Source organism: Paenibacillus nitricinens, assembly GCF_052056485.1.
In the GTDB taxonomy this organism is placed as follows: Bacteria; Bacillota; Bacilli; order Paenibacillales; family Paenibacillaceae; genus Paenibacillus_AQ; species Paenibacillus_AQ nitricinens.
In genome coordinates this window covers 4,952,825-4,967,578 of the sequence record NZ_CP183948.1, presented here as the reverse complement: position 1 = coordinate 4,967,578, position 14,754 = coordinate 4,952,825, and the positions used below count along the sequence as shown (strand labels likewise).

The window sequence follows — 14,754 nt, the reverse complement described above, 5'->3', positions numbered from 1 at the left end:
ATCGGGCGAATTTCCCTAATTGTTAATCAATATTTCTGATTTCTCAATAAGCTTTGCGATTATTCAGATGCGTCATTCCTTACAGTTCCTTTTGCGGCAAGCGAATTTGCACAGTGGTACCTATTCCGAGTCTGCTAAACACTGTAACGCCGTAATGCTCCCCAAATCTCAGTTTTATCCGTCGATCTACGTTTGAAATCCCATAACCTCGTCCGGGCTTATCCTCAAGTAAAGCTTGAAGTGTCTCACGGCTCATCCCCATACCATCATCAATCACGGATAGAAGAATATCATTATCTTTTATTAGTCCTTTGATATGAATATTTAGCGGGCTTTCCTGATTCCACACAGCATGAAGCACCGCATTTTCTACAAAAGGCTGCAAGGCTAGCTTGACTGTAGAGTAAGGTAAGATCACTTCATCAATATTGTAGGTGATGTTCAATTGTCCTTTGAATCGGATCAGCTGAATGGCATTGTAGCTTTGCGTCAGCTTCAATTCTTCATTAATAGTTAAGATGCTCTTCCCTTTATTCAGGGAAATGCGATAAAACTTGGCGAGATGAAGCACCAAATCCTGAATACGGGTATCTTTATGTTTTAGGGCAAGAGACGAAATGGAGCCCAGTGTATTGTACAGAAAATGGGGGTTGATCTGGGCCTGAAGCAGGTCAAGCTCTGCCTCCTTATTCTGTAGCTCCTTCTGATACACTTCGGTGATTAGGCTCTTTAAGCGTGTAGTCATTTGCTTGAAGGCAAAATGAAGCTGGCCAATCTCATCATTACCTAAATACTCATCATTCGTAGGGTTGAAGTCACCACGTTCAAGCCGCCGGATCATTCGGATTAACGTGCGAATACGTTTGCTGAACAGCGATGCCGTAATATATATCAGTATTAATGCTACGACTATAAAAGCTAAAGAAATTTTGATGATGAGCTCGGACAGTGATTTGGCATCCTGAATGATACTGTCATAAGGAAAGATAGATACGGTTTTCCATCCGTTTTTTAGCGTATTGTAGACGGCGAATGCTTTTACCCCATTATATGTAGTATCAAATCGGCCAGAAGGCGATTCATCAAAGCTCTGATCAAGCATTTCCGGCAGACTTGTATTTAATAAGTGCTTGTCAGCAGCTGATAATATAAGGCCCTTGTCATTAACAATAAAAATATCTTTGCCACCCGTTTCTTCCTCCATTAAAGAATAGATCACCGATTCGGATATTTCGAAAACCAGAATACCGTAGGGATATTGATTGCGATTATTGTTCAGTAACCTGGCTAGTGTAAACATCGCGGGATTATCTTGTGACTGCGGTGAGGATAGATGAATAATATTCCCGTGAGATTGCATCAGCTGCTTGTACAGCGCTGTATTTTTAACCTCAGGTGTCACCGGCTTGATATAATAATCATCTTTGGGAAGTGATTCATTTTCCGAATAAATGAAAACGCTACCAAAATCGGGATAAGCGGCCAGTACCGTGTCTATACGATTGCCAATATATTGATAGACGTCTAGATAGGATGGATCATCCTGGTATTCGCTTGTGAGATAAGTGGCCAGTCTGTTATCCAAGTAAATGGAAGCGGAAATATGCTCATAACTGTCCAGTTTGTTCTCCAGGTTCTTATTGATCTGCGCCGTCGAATTCATCATATTGCTGTAAATCTGATCTGTTAATTTTGATTTTGTTAACTCGTAGGAAAGGTAGGCTAATAACATCATTGGAATAATGGTGACCAGAACGAACACAAGGAACAGCTTGGAGCGAAAGCTAAGGTCAATAAAAGGCATATAAATATACTTTTTGTAGAAATGACGCATCGTAGAAGTCCCTTCTTTACTGTGAATTCACGGAAAGCCAAGTTTATCATATCAGACTGAATATCGAAATCCAATGCTCGAATGTTAAGAAACTCCTTTAAAAAGCGCTATCATTCGGAGGATTGAAGTATAGAAAGGAGTCCTATACGGACTTAAGATAAATAGGAGAGAAGTTGAATCGAGATGTTGCAGGGGATGCTGCACGAAATAAAAAGGGAGGGTATTTGATGTATAAAGCAAGCGCTATCAAAACAGTCAGGGGCAATAATTTTTGGTACAGATTAAAAGAGCAGAAATGGTTATTTTTGCTAATGCTCCCTGCCATAATTGCGACATTGCTATTTTCCTATGGACCTATGTTTGGTATGTATATGGCATTTACAAACTATCAACCGGGTGGAGGAACATTTTTTCAACAATTTTTCCATGCCGACTTTGTTGGCTTTAAGTGGTTTGAATATTTCTTTACCACAGGAGACTTCTACCGTGTAATGCGTAATACGCTTGCGACAAGCCTCTTGACCTTGTTATTCGGGTTTCCGGCGCCGATCATACTCGCGCTTGTGCTGAATGAAGCAAAACAGGGATTTTTCAAACGCTTTACGCAGACGGTTTCTTATCTGCCGCATTTTATCTCATGGGTTATCGCCGCTAACATTGTAATTACACTGCTAGCTTCCGATGGGATGTTCAACAATCTTCTAGTAACGCTCGGGATTGTGGACGAACCCGTAGCTTTTCTACAAAACGGACCTTTATTCTGGTGGATTATCGCCTTATCTAATATGTGGAAAGAAATGGGTTTTAGCGCCATTATGTACCTTGCTGCAATATCCGCTATTAATCCGGAGCTTTACGAAGCCGCAAGAGTAGATGGAGCTAGCCGATTCAAGCAAATGTGGAATATTACGCTCCCTGCTTTACGTCCAACTATCGTGATATTGGCGATTCTTGCAGTCGGAGGTATTTTGAATGCCGGCTTTGAACAACAATATCTGTTGCAAAATAACACTGTGCTTGAGTACTCGGAAGTTATCGATATTTATGCATACAAATACGGGCTGCAAAACAGCATGTTCTCATACGGGGCTGCCGTGGGGGTATTCAAATCCGTTATTGCCTTCATTCTTGTTGTAATCGTGAATCGAATTTCTAGAAAAGTGAACGACCAAGCGTTGTTCTAAATAACAAAATGGAGAGGAGCGCTTGAGATGTTTTTGAACAGATACGGAGATCATATCTTTAAGTGTTTTGTATATTTGATTCTTATTCTTGTATTGCTAGTTACCTTCTTACCTTTTTGGAATATTCTCGTGCTTTCATTAAATGCTGCTGAGGATACTGTTCGTGGTGGCGTCTACTTTTGGCCAAGAGATATCACCTTTGATAGCTATAACCAAATTTTGAAAGATACCGAAATTATGAATGGGATATGGGTAACGGTTAAACGGACCGTAATTGGTGCACCACTGTCGGTTCTTGTGATTACGATGCTTGCTTATCCGCTAAGCCGGCGGAATTTGATGGGACGCAAGGGCTGGAACCTTTACTTCATCTTTACGATGTATTTCGGAGGCGGTTTGATTCCTTATTACATGGTGCTTAAAGCCCTGAATATGATCGACACTTTCTCCGTTTTTATTCTGCCAGGCTTGATGAATGTCTTCTATATGATTATTGTCCGTACTTTTATGGAGGGATTGCCTGGTGAGATTGAGGAATCAGCGAAAGTAGATGGAGCGAACGACTTAATGATTTTCTTCCGGATTGTGCTGCCGTTAACAACACCAGTACTCGCGACAGTGGGCCTCTTTCAGGCAATATCACATTGGAACTCGTGGTTTGACTCTTATGCCTTTACTTACAGCTCAGACCTGAAGACCTTGCAAGCTGTACTCGTCAAAATACTGAGTCAATTCCAGACCGGAGGTATGGTATCGCAATCGCAAATGCTGGCTAACTCTGCCAAACGAAATGCGGTTTCAAGCGATACGATCCGGATGGCAGCGACGATGGTTGCAACATTGCCTATCGTTCTAGTGTATCCGTTCCTGCAAAAGTATTTTGTTAAGGGTATGACTTTGGGAGCTGTTAAGAGTTAATATGATTAATAACCGAACGCCAGCCGGAGAGGAATTGTCCAGCTGGCGGCCCTGAAGGGGGGTGAGCGGACAGACTTGCTTGGTTGCTTGATAGACTTGTGACGTAACTTAATTAATGGGAGGAATTAGGGTGTCTATGATAAAGAAAAACAAATTGTTGAGCGTAAGTATGACTGCTGCATTATCTGTAGGTCTATTAGCGGGCTGTGGCTCTAATGATGGAACAGACAATACAAACAAAGCGGCTGGAGACAATACAAAACAAGAGCCGATTACACTTACATGGTTTGATTCAAATACTAAGGGAGAGCCTTTTACTGATGCTGTCGCCCAAGAAATCACTAAAAAGACTGGCATTGAGATCTCCATTCAGCAGCCAACAGGAAATCCGACAGAGAAGCTAAGCTTGATGCTTGCCAGCGGCGACTATCCAGATGTGGTCGTGATGAGCCGCGGGGATGCTTCACTTGATAAATACATCACAAGCGGTGCCTTCATTCCACTCGATGAGTTAATTGAGAAGAATGGTCCTGATATCAAGGAAATGTATGGCGACACACTGACCAAGACGCGTTATAAAGACGGAAAGAACTATTACTTGGCTAACTGGTATGGATTAGATAGTGACCCAGTCTTTGGGATGCTGATGAGAAAAAATCTGCTTGCAGGTCTGGCTCCAGACAAAGCAGATGGCAGAGCACCGCTTACAACAGATGAATTAGAAGCAATTTTGAAGGATTTTAAAGCAAAAAACAAGACGATTGATGGAAAAGAATCTGTTCCAATGACCATGAACGGTGAGAATATGGGCGCCAACCTTGGAACGTTCAAGGGCATGTGGGGGCTGAAAACCTACTACGATAATAATGGGAAATTGCAATATGATGTTAAGGATCCTAAGTATCGTGAAATGCTGCTCTATGTGAACAAATTATACAGAGAAGGTCTGATCGAAAAGGAATTTGCCATCAGTAAAACACAAACCTGGATTCAAAAGCTGGCTACCGGCGCAGTATTCTCTACTCCAGGCGCATATTGGGACCCAGGTAACGCGAATGGTACTTTGAAGAAGGATGGCGGCGAAGATAATCAATTCTTCCCTTATAAGGTTGTGGCACCAGGCACAGACCCTACCCAAACGACATCTGGACCAAGAAGCTCACTGGGATGGGATGCCATCGCTATCACTAAGAATAACAAGCACCCTGAAGAAACAATGAAGCTGTTCAATTTCTTGGCGAGTGATGAAGGGCAGCATTTACTGCTGTGGGGTCAAGAAGGTGTTCAATACACCATGGTGGATGGCAAGAGACAACCAGACCCTGCAATCTTGGATAGCTTCAAGGAAAATTGGGATGACACAGTGAAGAAAAGCGGTGTCCGCAAATGGTTATGGTTTATTAAAAATGGTCTGGATGCCAATGAACAGCCTTACGATATGGCGGTTAAATATCAACGCAGTGAAGTAGATCAGTTGGCGATCAAGAGCCTTGGGGACTCCGTATGGGATACAGCGGAATATGACAACCTGACCCCTGACGGGGGAACACCTGAAGCCCTGACTGCACAGAAGGTAAAAGATATTATGGATCAAAGCATTACGAGAGTGATCATTGCTCCATCGGAAGCCGAAGCTAATTCCGTATTTGACAAGATGCTTGCGGATATGAAAAAGGCTGGGGATGAGAAAGTAGAAGAAATTATTAACCAGAAGTACGCAGAACGTATGGAATTGTGGAATTCAAAATAATTAATGTAAGGGCTTCCTCTCTGCATTCAGGCAGAGGGGGAGCCTTTTGTTATGGCATGCGTATTTTTGCGGAAATCTAGCGGGGCCTGATGATAGTATTTTTTGAATTGATGATAGAAATGGCTGACATTCTCAAAACCGGATTCCAGGGCGATTTCGACCACACGCAGTTCAGTAGTAAGTAATAGATTACGTGCCACGTTGAGCCTAAGTTGATTGATATATTCTGTTGGTGTCTGGTTCAAATACTGGCGGAAGGCCCGGTTGACATGACCGGCACTTCTGCCCGACAACTCGTACAGGGTATGAAGACCTTTGTTCAGGTTTTCTTTTAGATGCATCTTGGAAACGGCATGTTCGAGCCACAATGGGAATTCTGGCTGCTCGATGGTTTCTGGAGAGAAAAAATGCTGGGTAAGTGTATCTACGAGTATTCCTTTCAGATAAATCCTGGACTTTACTTTGTCTAAGGTAGAGAGCATTCGGATGCGTTCAAAAGAACGAATGAAATCATCCATCTCCAGTTGAGATAGCATGGCGATTCTAGGAAGCGGAGTATTTAATAGCCCGTGCAGGAATTCTTCTTCATTCAGATAACTAAAGGCATCATTAATGAGGCTTTTTCGGCAGGGAATATTGAGAAAGCGGCAATCGTTATCCCCGTCAGCTTCATAGTGATGAGTATCATCGGGCCGGATGAAGACGAGGCAGCCAGATTGAAGAAGCTGGGTAGCCCCGTTGACAATATGCCGGCATCGGCCTTCAGTGAGTATAAAAAACTCATAAAAATCATGCGTATGTTCTGGGGATACCTGGCTCAGAGATTCTACCCAGAAGGGATCAGCTAGCAATTCGGGATTGATATGGCTTGCCTCGGTGTATTTGATCATGCTCTTCCTCCAGCGTTTGATGATGTTAAAATAGCACACTATTTTTGCGAACACAATAGAAGAAATGTATACATATTACTGTTAAGATTTTAATACAAGAAGTCAAAATAGCACATCTGTGGAGGCGAAAATATGCAACTTATCGATCTAAATGGAAAATGGAAAATGAAACGGCTTGATGAACCAAATTGGCTGGAAGCCAGTGTACCAGGCTCTGTCTACCATGATATGTTGAACGCCGGAGCAATGCCAGATCCGTTCTACCGCGAGCAGGAGCATGAGGTTCTGGAACTGTCCAATTATGATTACGAATATCAACGTAGCTTTCAACTAGAGGCTGAAGTTCTAGAGCATGACCGCATATTTCTGCTGTGTGAAGGGCTCGATACGCTTTGTGGGCTTTACCTGAATGGAACGAATATTCTGAACAGTGACAACATGCACCGGACCTATGAAGTGGATATTAAGTCTGTATTGATACCCGGTAAGAATATCATTCATGCCATTTTTCGCTCCCCTGTAGAATTTACTCTACGGAAGCAAGCAGAGCTTCCGCTTAGTGGATGTGCGGATGCGGTAGAGGGGATATCGCATCTGCGCAAAGCGCACTCCATGTTCGGCTGGGATTGGGGTCCGAAGCTGCCCGATCTAGGAATCTGGCGGAGTCTCTCTATTCAGGGTTATAACAGCGCCCGCCTTGATGATGTTTATATTACACAATTTCATGAGAAGGATAAGGTCACGCTGGATGTTCGAGTTAGGACAGCGAGCTGGCTGGAGGCTGATCGGGAGATTGTGGTTAAAGTTCATTCACCAGCGGGTCAAATTCTGGAGCAACGTGTAATTGAGATTATTGGAACAGATCACCATATTACACTGGAAATTATCGAGCCAGAGCTGTGGTGGCCGAATAATCTCGGTGCTCAGCCGCTGTACAATGTAGAGGTTGTACTTGAGGAAAAGGCGCAGGAGTTAGATCGCAGAGAACTGCGGATTGGACTCAGAACCATTACGGTGAAGCAGGAAGAAGACCAGTGGGGAGAATCATTTGCATTTGAAGTTAACGGTGTGCTTATTTTCTCTACAGGTGCTGACTATATTCTGGAGGACAATCTTCTGCCGCGTGTGACTAGGGAGCGTACAGATCGCTTGCTTCAAAGCTGTGTGGCTGCCAATTTCAATACGATTCGTGTATGGGGTGGCGGATATTACCCGGATGATTATTTCTATGATCTCTGCGATGAATATGGTCTTATCGTCTGGCAGGATCATCTCTATGCGTGCGGCATCTATGCCTTGACCGAGGCTTTCGAGGAGAATATCACGCACGAGACCATCGATAACATGAAACGTCTTCGCCATCATGCATCGCTAGGCTTATGGTGTGGCAACAACGAGCAGGAACTGGCCTGGGATGAATGGGACTGGGAGAAGCATTATTCTCTGCAGCTAAAGGCAGATTATATTAAGCATTATGAGGTGCTTCTACCGGCAATCGCAAAAGAAATTGATCCGAACACCTTCTACTGGCGGGCTTCACCATCCTCCAAAGGCAGCTTTGACAAGCCAAATGACGAGAATTATGGAGATATGCATTACTGGGGAGTCTGGCATGGAAAAGAACCCTTTACCGATTACCGGAAGCTATATCCGCGCTATATGTCTGAATTTGGGCTACAGTCCTTCCCAGGCCTGAAGACCATCGAATCGTTCACACTGCCGGAGGATCGTAATATCTTCTCTTATGTCATGGAGTCCCATCAGAAGAACAATACCGGGAATGAGAAAATTCTCTATTATATCGGGGAGACCTACAAATATCCGAAAGATTTTGAGTCTGTGCTATATGCCTCGCAGCTGATACAAGCAGAAGGGATGCGCTGCGGCGTTGAGCACTGGCGCAGACATAGAGGTCGCTGTATGGGGGCATTGTATTGGCAGTTGAACGACTGCTGGCCGGTAGCTTCTTGGTCCAGTATCGACTATTATGGCCGGTGGAAGGCTATGCATTATGCGGCTAAACACTTCTTCGCGCCGATCCTTGTTTCTGCCCATGAGGAAGGAACGAAGGTCTCCCTTCATGTCTCTAACGAAAGCAGAGAACAAGTTATTGGTGAACTGAGTTGGAGACTGCTCACTCGGGCATCTGAGGTCTTACTGGAAGGCACAAAGCCAGTGGAGATTGCCGCATTAAGTACTGCTGAGTTCGAACAGCTTGATTTCGGTCACATATTGGATACGAAAGGGAAGAAACGTGAGACTTATCTGGAATACGCTTTTGAGGTAGACGGGGAGAGGAAGAGCGGCGGAACGGTCCTGTTTGTTAAGCCGAAGCATTTTAGCTTCGTTGACCCTGAGCTTGATGCGGTGCTTACCGAGGAAGAAGAACAATTCATAATTACTGTGAAGGCCAAGACCTATGCTCGTTTCGTCGGCTTAGACTTCAAGGAAAGAGATGCCATCTTCAGCGACAACTATTTTGATATGTCGGGTGGTACAACTAGGAGTATTACCATCGCTAAAAAAGATCTCGACAAGCCAGCTACGGTGGAGGAACTTCGTGCACAGCTTACTGTACACTCCGTATTTGATATTTAAATAGGAGGATTCACAGGAAGTAGGCCCTTAACTTGGGCCTCTTTTTTTATGTATTTTTTTTACTATAGCCGCTAATAATCATTTATTGTTTTGCAAAGCTTAATAACATGAAATTGAATTTTTTATAGATCAATATTTTACTAATGAAGGTATAGATATTCAGATTGTATCCCCTTCCAATTATCTTTAAAATAGACTTCAAACAGCAAGATCTGAAAAGAAGAGTAGGAGGATATTATGAGTATTTATTATGATGACAGCCGCAAGGTATTTCATTTACAGTCTGAGCAATCCAGCTACATTATTGAACTCGTCAGAGGTGAGCTTCCAGCGCATGTTTATTGGGGTCCTAAATTAGAGGGAATAGTGCAAGCGCTGAATTTGGTGGAACGTTGCTCCTTTAGCCCGACCTACACGATGGAGGATAAAAAAATCTCCCTCGACACCCTTCCAAGTGAATTTCCGTCTTATGGAAACGGCGATTTCCGTGAACCCGCGCTTGAGGTTCATTTAGTAGATGGTACGAGCGTTACAAATTTCCTGTATAAGAGCCATAAGATTAATAAAGGAAAACCTGCATTAAAGGGTTTGCCATCCACCTATGTTGAAAGCGAAGCAGAAGCAGAGACACTGGAACTGTATCTTCAGGATGACAAAACGGGATTGATTGCTGTATTAAGCTACACTGTATTTAATGATCAGGATGTAATCACACGTTCCGTGCGAATTGAGAATCAGGGTAAGGATAATGTAGTACTGAAACGTGTATTAAGCGCAAATGTTGATTTCCATGATTCGGAATATGACATGTTGCAATTATCTGGGACTTGGACGAGAGAACGCCATATCTATAAAAGACCACTTGTACCTGGTATCCACCGAATTGACAGTAAACGCGGTGCCAGTAGTTCCACGCAGAATCCGTTTATGGCCTTGCTTGCAAAAGATGCAACAGAGGATCATGGTGAAGTATACGGGTTCAGCCTTGTGTACAGTGGAAGCTTTCTTGCGCAAGCGGAAGTGGATCCATACGGGATTTCCAGAGTGGGCATCGGCATTCAACCGTTTAATTTTCAATGGTTGCTTGAACCGGGAGAATCTTTCCAGACTCCTGAGGCAGTGCTGGTAAGATCCAGTCAAGGACTTGGTGGATTATCAAGAACATACCACCGTCTGTATCGGACCCGGTTATGCAGAGGTGAATTCCGTGATCGGAAGCGCCCTATTCTCATCAACAACTGGGAAGCGACCTATTTTAATTTCAACGCAGATAAAATCAAAGAAATTGCTCAAGCAGGCAAAGACCTTGGCCTTGAACTGTTTGTCTTAGATGACGGGTGGTTTGGGAAGCGAGACAATGATGATAGCTCCCTCGGAGATTGGGTAGAGGATCGCAACAAGCTTCCGGAAGGTCTCGGAAAACTCGGGGAAGACATTACGGCAATGGGCATGGAATTCGGATTATGGTTCGAACCGGAAATGGTATCGCCAGAAAGCGATCTTTATCGTGAGCATCCGGACTGGTGTCTTCATGTACCAGGTCACACAAGAACGTTAGCCCGCCAGCAGCTTGTACTGGATTTATCCCGTAAGGATGTATGTGATTATATTGTGGATTCGGTTAGCTCTGTGCTGTCATCGGCTCCGATTACTTATGTGAAATGGGATATGAACCGGAATATGACGGAGATTGGATCTGCTCTTCTTCCTGCAGAACGTCAACGCGAAACAGCTCACCGTTATATTCTTGGACTTTATGATGTGCTGGAACGTATCGTCACCCGTTTCCCTCATATTCTGTTCGAAAGCTGCTCTGGCGGTGGCGGACGATATGATCCAGGAATGCTGTACTATATGCCACAGACCTGGACCAGTGATGACTCGGATGCGATTGAAAGATTGAAGATCCAATATGGAACAAGCATGGTGTACCCTGCAAGCTCTATGTGTGCTCACGTATCGGCTGTTCCTAACCATCAGGTGCACCGTATCACCCCATTGGAAACACGAGGTCATGTTGCGATGTCTGGTAACTTCGGCTACGAACTAGATATGACCAAGCTCACTGAAGCTGAACGCGAAGATATCCGTAAGCAGGTTTCTGAGTACAAAGAACTGAGAATGCTGATTCAATTCGGAGATTTCTATCGACTGCTTAGCCCATTTGAAGGCAATCAGACGGCGTGGATGTTTGTTTCGGAGGATAAAAAAGAAGCTTTTGCCACATATTTCAGAGTTCTGGCTGAGCCTAATGCTCCTCTCCGCAGATTGCGGTTGAAAGGACTCGACCCCGCTAAGAATTACAAACTTGAGCTTAATGGTGAAGTGTATAGAGGGGATGAGCTGATGCACTTCGGACTCACTCTTCCACAGCTTGAGGGCGATTTCAAAAGTTTGCTATTTGTACTCAAAGAGGTTTAATAAAAAGAGGAGCAAGCCACGGGTTTGCTCCTTTTTATATGAATTAATTTTCGAAAAATACATGTTTGGTGAGGAACGCTAGATCCTGTTCGCGGTAAGTCGAAGGGTTGACCCCAAAATAGGACCGGAAAACCTTTCCGAAATAGCTGGCATTATCAAATCCGGTTTCCGTCGCAATCTGGTTGATACTCAAATCTGTTGTTTTAAGTTTAGAAGCTGCTAACTCAATCCGCCGTCTTTTTAAATACTCAAAGGGTGAAAGATTGATGTTTTTTTGAAACAGTCTGCAAAGATGATGCTTGGAAACGCCAATATGAGCGGCAACATCGTCTAAGCTTAGATTATTATTATGCAAATTATCCTTCATGAATTGAATTGCGGCGTGAAGCTTGTCATTTTTTATATAGGTAGTTAACAAATTTGGTTTCCTGAGGTATTTCTCCATGGACAAGATCCACTGAAAGACTTTTCCCGTTAAAAGATGCAAATCTCTTTCTTCATGAACCTGAATGTCCTTGAATGTATTCCACAATAAATCTATTGAAACCGATTCCTGAGGGAGTTCTACAATGGGACCGCAATGAGCAGCGAGCTGGTTCCAAAGTGAAATCGCTAAAGGCCCCCGTAGATTGAGCCATAAAACTTCCCAAGGCTCGGTGCCTTCTTCCGGATAATAGTACCTGTGTATGCTGGGGACAGTCACTAAAAAAGCTTTGCCCTTCGTTAACCGATGAACAACCCCATCTATTTCAATTCTACCTTCTCCCGATAATGTGTACTGAAAAATAACACAACTTCTCTCCGTCCGGTTCTGGCCGTTGAATGAATAGGCAGGTGAATCGAGTAGTTCCCAGCCGATAGAATCAAACAGAAGCATGGAAGCTTCTTCTTCCGAGCGAAAGGTGTAGGAGGAACGGTACATTAGCAACTTTCCTTTCTAAAAAAAGCTTTTGAGAACAGATCAATAATTTACTACTGTTGTTTACTCTATCAAAGTGTAAGCTTTTTTCGTTCTCTGTTCAATCTCTGTTGAATACGCAAGCCTCAGCTCTAAAAAATAAGAGCTGGTGTGGTGGGGGAAATTACCTCACCTTTTTTGTTGCTTAAAATTCCCGATTACGCATATAATACAAACAAGTGTTCTTATTTTTATGGAGGCGATCGCATGCAAATCAGCATCGGCCAAATAATTGAAATTATATATCTGGATAAAGCGAGAAATATCAGCCAGCGAAAAATTGAAATACACAGTATCCGTGACGGCCGCATACGAGCAAGCTGTCTGACTACAGGGACGCCCCGCATGTTCTTGGCAGCAAATATTCTTTCATGGCAACCCGCGCAGGAACAACATCATGCCTAAGAATCGCGTCATTCTACTGTCTGATTGCCAGGCGTTTTACGCCTCTGTGGAGAAAGCTGCCCACCCTGAATATCGAGATAAACCTGTTGCAGTAGGGGATCCAACAAGAATGAACGGGATTGTGCTGGCAGCCTGCCCGCTTGCAAAAGCGAAGGGGGTAACAACGGCCTCGCGTGTAGGTGAAGCTTTAGCAAAATGCCCGGAGCTAATCGTAATAAGGCCCCGCATGGGGACTTACATTAAAGTATCACTCTTGATATCAGAGATTTACCGAACATATACCGATCTGGTAGAACCCTACAGTATCGATGAGCAGTTTCTGGATGTCACAGGATCTCTTGCGTATTTCGGAGGATCGCTGCAGGACATGATTCATAAAATTCAGCACCATGTATTACTTTCGACGGGAGTCTGGACACGGGTAGGTATTGGATCTACTAAGGTTATGGCAAAGATGGCGACAGATAACTACGCCAAGAAGATGAAGGATGGGATATATGAACTTTCTTTTGACCAATTAGAGACGACCCTTTGGAAACTTCCGGTGCAGGATATGTTTATGGTAGCGGCTAGAATGACCAAGAATTTTTGGCGTATGGGTATATCCACAATTGGAGACATTGCGCGAATGGAACTGTCAGAGTTTAAGCAACGAATGCGAACCACCATGGGTAAGCAAAGTGATATTCAAGCGGAATATTATTGGCAAACTGCGCGCGGGCTGGATCCTAGTCCAGTGGTCACAGGAATGCGCCATCAGATCAAATCTGTGGGACACGGCAAGGCTCTTCGCTGGAATTTATACACCCGGCATACAGATATTGAGGTTGTGCTGCTTGAACTCGTCATTGAAGTATGCCAGCGAGCCCGGCGGTATGGTTATATGGGATCGGTAGTTTCTATTTCAGTTTTAGAGACGGACGGAGAGCATTCAAACGCTTACGAGCGTCAGATGACATTGCCCGAACCGACATCACTAACACACGAAGTAGCTGCTGCTGCGCAAAAATTATTTGCAGACAACTGGTCTGGCCTTCCCGTAGGTCGATTAGCGATTTCCTTGTCTAACCTATCAGATGATAGCGTCATCCAACTTACACTCTTTGATGACAGGGTTCGGGCTTACAACAAAGAACGTGCAATCGATCAAATAAAAGCCCGTTATGGCAGTAAAGCTCTAATCAGAGCTTCATCTATGCTGGAATCCGGTGTTGCCCTAGAAAGAGCTGAACAGATTGGAGGTCACTATAAATGAGTAAACTTGAGGGTAATGAGCGCTGGAAAACGAAAATGATCATGACCGAACATGTTGAGCAGTACGAGGAACAGCAGCGTGTGAACCCAGATAAAAAGATAACTATGGAGGAGCGTACGATGGTTCGAGATCTCATTTTGCTTCCCTATATAGATACCATGGTTAGCAAGAGCTTGAAAGAAATCGAGCCCTCCAGCAACATTCTTAAACGCGCCTATTTGATGGCTGGGCAAGCCATTCAACGCCGGATCATGCAGGATACTTATCGGCTGCAAAAAGAGCTGAAACAGCGGAATATCAGGGTGCTGGCAGATGAACAGGAGGAATTCTTGGTGTATTACAAAATCTTTTGCCGGGGATATCAGGAACGCTTTGGATTAACCCGAGATGTTATGCGTACAGAGATAAGCTTAAGGTTGACGAAATACACTGCTGAACTAGGAGCAATATTAAAAGATCACTTGAAATAAAACAAGGCTTTGTCAGGGATTATTACTGGCGTGGTCTTGTTTTATGTGAACCAGAAATTAATCCCGGAAAT

11 protein-coding genes are annotated in these 14,754 nt (G+C 43.8%); 8 read left to right on the top strand and 3 right to left on the bottom strand.

The genetic code is table 11. The annotated features are described in order from the left end of the window. Positions 1-79: 79 nt before the first annotated feature. The gene (locus tag ACN6KS_RS22145) at positions 80-1,834 is read right to left on the bottom strand and encodes a cache domain-containing sensor histidine kinase (RefSeq protein ID WP_440960487.1); all 1,755 of its coding nucleotides are present in this window, start codon (positions 1,832-1,834) and stop codon (positions 80-82) included. Between the two features lie 227 nt (positions 1,835-2,061). On the opposite strand from ACN6KS_RS22145, the gene ACN6KS_RS22140 reads away from it, so the two are divergent. The 3 genes from ACN6KS_RS22140 to ACN6KS_RS22130 all read left to right on the top strand — a co-directional run bounded on the left by ACN6KS_RS22140 (position 2,062) and on the right by ACN6KS_RS22130 (position 5,686). Further along, entirely contained in the window at positions 2,062-3,018 is a 957-nt protein-coding gene (locus tag ACN6KS_RS22140) for an ABC transporter permease (protein WP_094869483.1), read from the top strand. Positions 3,019-3,045: 27 nt separating this feature from the next. Further along, the gene (locus tag ACN6KS_RS22135; protein WP_094869482.1) at positions 3,046-3,936 is read left to right on the top strand and encodes a carbohydrate ABC transporter permease; all 891 of its coding nucleotides are present in this window, start codon (positions 3,046-3,048) and stop codon (positions 3,934-3,936) included. 136 nt (positions 3,937-4,072) lie between these two features. Then, positions 4,073-5,686: an extracellular solute-binding protein gene (locus tag ACN6KS_RS22130; protein ID WP_179283669.1), complete on the top strand. Its 1,614-nt coding sequence runs from the start codon at positions 4,073-4,075 to the stop codon at positions 5,684-5,686. Between the two features lie 26 nt (positions 5,687-5,712). Here ACN6KS_RS22130 and ACN6KS_RS22125 read toward each other — a convergent pair whose 3' ends face one another. Continuing rightward, positions 5,713-6,576, bottom strand: a complete 864-nt coding sequence (locus tag ACN6KS_RS22125; protein ID WP_094869481.1) for a helix-turn-helix domain-containing protein — start codon at positions 6,574-6,576, stop codon at positions 5,713-5,715. A 132-nt stretch (positions 6,577-6,708) separates the two neighbouring features. Here ACN6KS_RS22125 and ACN6KS_RS22120 point away from each other — a divergent pair, with 132 nt between their 5' ends. Then, a complete protein-coding gene (locus ACN6KS_RS22120; RefSeq protein WP_440960486.1) occupies positions 6,709-9,174 on the top strand; it encodes a beta-mannosidase in 2,466 nt (821 codons plus the stop codon). Positions 9,175-9,411: 237 nt separating this feature from the next. Next, positions 9,412-11,595: an alpha-galactosidase gene (locus tag ACN6KS_RS22115; RefSeq protein ID WP_094869479.1), complete on the top strand. Its 2,184-nt coding sequence runs from the start codon at positions 9,412-9,414 to the stop codon at positions 11,593-11,595. Between the two features lie 43 nt (positions 11,596-11,638). Here ACN6KS_RS22115 and ACN6KS_RS22110 read toward each other — a convergent pair whose 3' ends face one another. Next, positions 11,639-12,517 (bottom strand): helix-turn-helix transcriptional regulator, encoded by an 879-nt coding sequence (locus tag ACN6KS_RS22110; RefSeq protein WP_094869478.1) that lies wholly within the window; start codon positions 12,515-12,517, stop codon positions 11,639-11,641. Positions 12,518-12,760: 243 nt separating this feature from the next. On the opposite strand from ACN6KS_RS22110, the gene ACN6KS_RS22105 reads away from it, so the two are divergent. Genes ACN6KS_RS22105 through ACN6KS_RS22095 form a run of 3 tightly spaced genes read left to right on the top strand, consistent with a single transcriptional unit; the run spans position 12,761 to position 14,683 of the window. Beyond that, positions 12,761-12,958 carry a hypothetical protein gene (locus ACN6KS_RS22105; protein WP_341135437.1) on the top strand — a complete coding sequence of 66 codons (198 nt, stop codon included), beginning with the start codon at positions 12,761-12,763 and terminating at the stop codon, positions 12,956-12,958. Then, positions 12,951-14,213, top strand: a complete 1,263-nt coding sequence (locus ACN6KS_RS22100) for a DNA polymerase IV (protein ID WP_440960485.1) — start codon at positions 12,951-12,953, stop codon at positions 14,211-14,213. The genes ACN6KS_RS22105 and ACN6KS_RS22100 overlap by 8 nt, the downstream gene beginning before the upstream one ends. After that, positions 14,210-14,683: a hypothetical protein gene (locus ACN6KS_RS22095; protein ID WP_440960484.1), complete on the top strand. Its 474-nt coding sequence runs from the start codon at positions 14,210-14,212 to the stop codon at positions 14,681-14,683. The genes ACN6KS_RS22100 and ACN6KS_RS22095 overlap by 4 nt, the downstream gene beginning before the upstream one ends. The last annotated feature ends 71 nt before the right edge of the window (positions 14,684-14,754 follow it).

Bases quoted from the DNA above. Each gene is read 5' to 3' on its own strand.
- ACN6KS_RS22115 (WP_094869479.1), top strand. From the start codon at position 9,412: ATGAGTATTTATTATGATGACAGCCGCAAGGTATTTCATTTACAGTCT.
- ACN6KS_RS22100 (WP_440960485.1), top strand. From the start codon at position 12,951: ATGCCTAAGAATCGCGTCATTCTACTGTCTGATTGCCAGGCGTTTTAC.
- ACN6KS_RS22095 (WP_440960484.1), top strand. From the start codon at position 14,210: ATGAGTAAACTTGAGGGTAATGAGCGCTGGAAAACGAAAATGATCATG.
- ACN6KS_RS22135 (WP_094869482.1), top strand. From the start codon at position 3,046: ATGTTTTTGAACAGATACGGAGATCATATCTTTAAGTGTTTTGTATAT.
- ACN6KS_RS22130 (WP_179283669.1), top strand. From the start codon at position 4,073: ATGATAAAGAAAAACAAATTGTTGAGCGTAAGTATGACTGCTGCATTA.
- ACN6KS_RS22105 (WP_341135437.1), top strand. From the start codon at position 12,761: ATGCAAATCAGCATCGGCCAAATAATTGAAATTATATATCTGGATAAA.
- ACN6KS_RS22145 (WP_440960487.1), bottom strand. From the start codon at position 1,834: ATGCGTCATTTCTACAAAAAGTATATTTATATGCCTTTTATTGACCTT.
- ACN6KS_RS22140 (WP_094869483.1), top strand. From the start codon at position 2,062: ATGTATAAAGCAAGCGCTATCAAAACAGTCAGGGGCAATAATTTTTGG.
- ACN6KS_RS22125 (WP_094869481.1), bottom strand. From the start codon at position 6,576: ATGATCAAATACACCGAGGCAAGCCATATCAATCCCGAATTGCTAGCT.
- ACN6KS_RS22110 (WP_094869478.1), bottom strand. From the start codon at position 12,517: ATGTACCGTTCCTCCTACACCTTTCGCTCGGAAGAAGAAGCTTCCATG.
- ACN6KS_RS22120 (WP_440960486.1), top strand. From the start codon at position 6,709: ATGCAACTTATCGATCTAAATGGAAAATGGAAAATGAAACGGCTTGAT.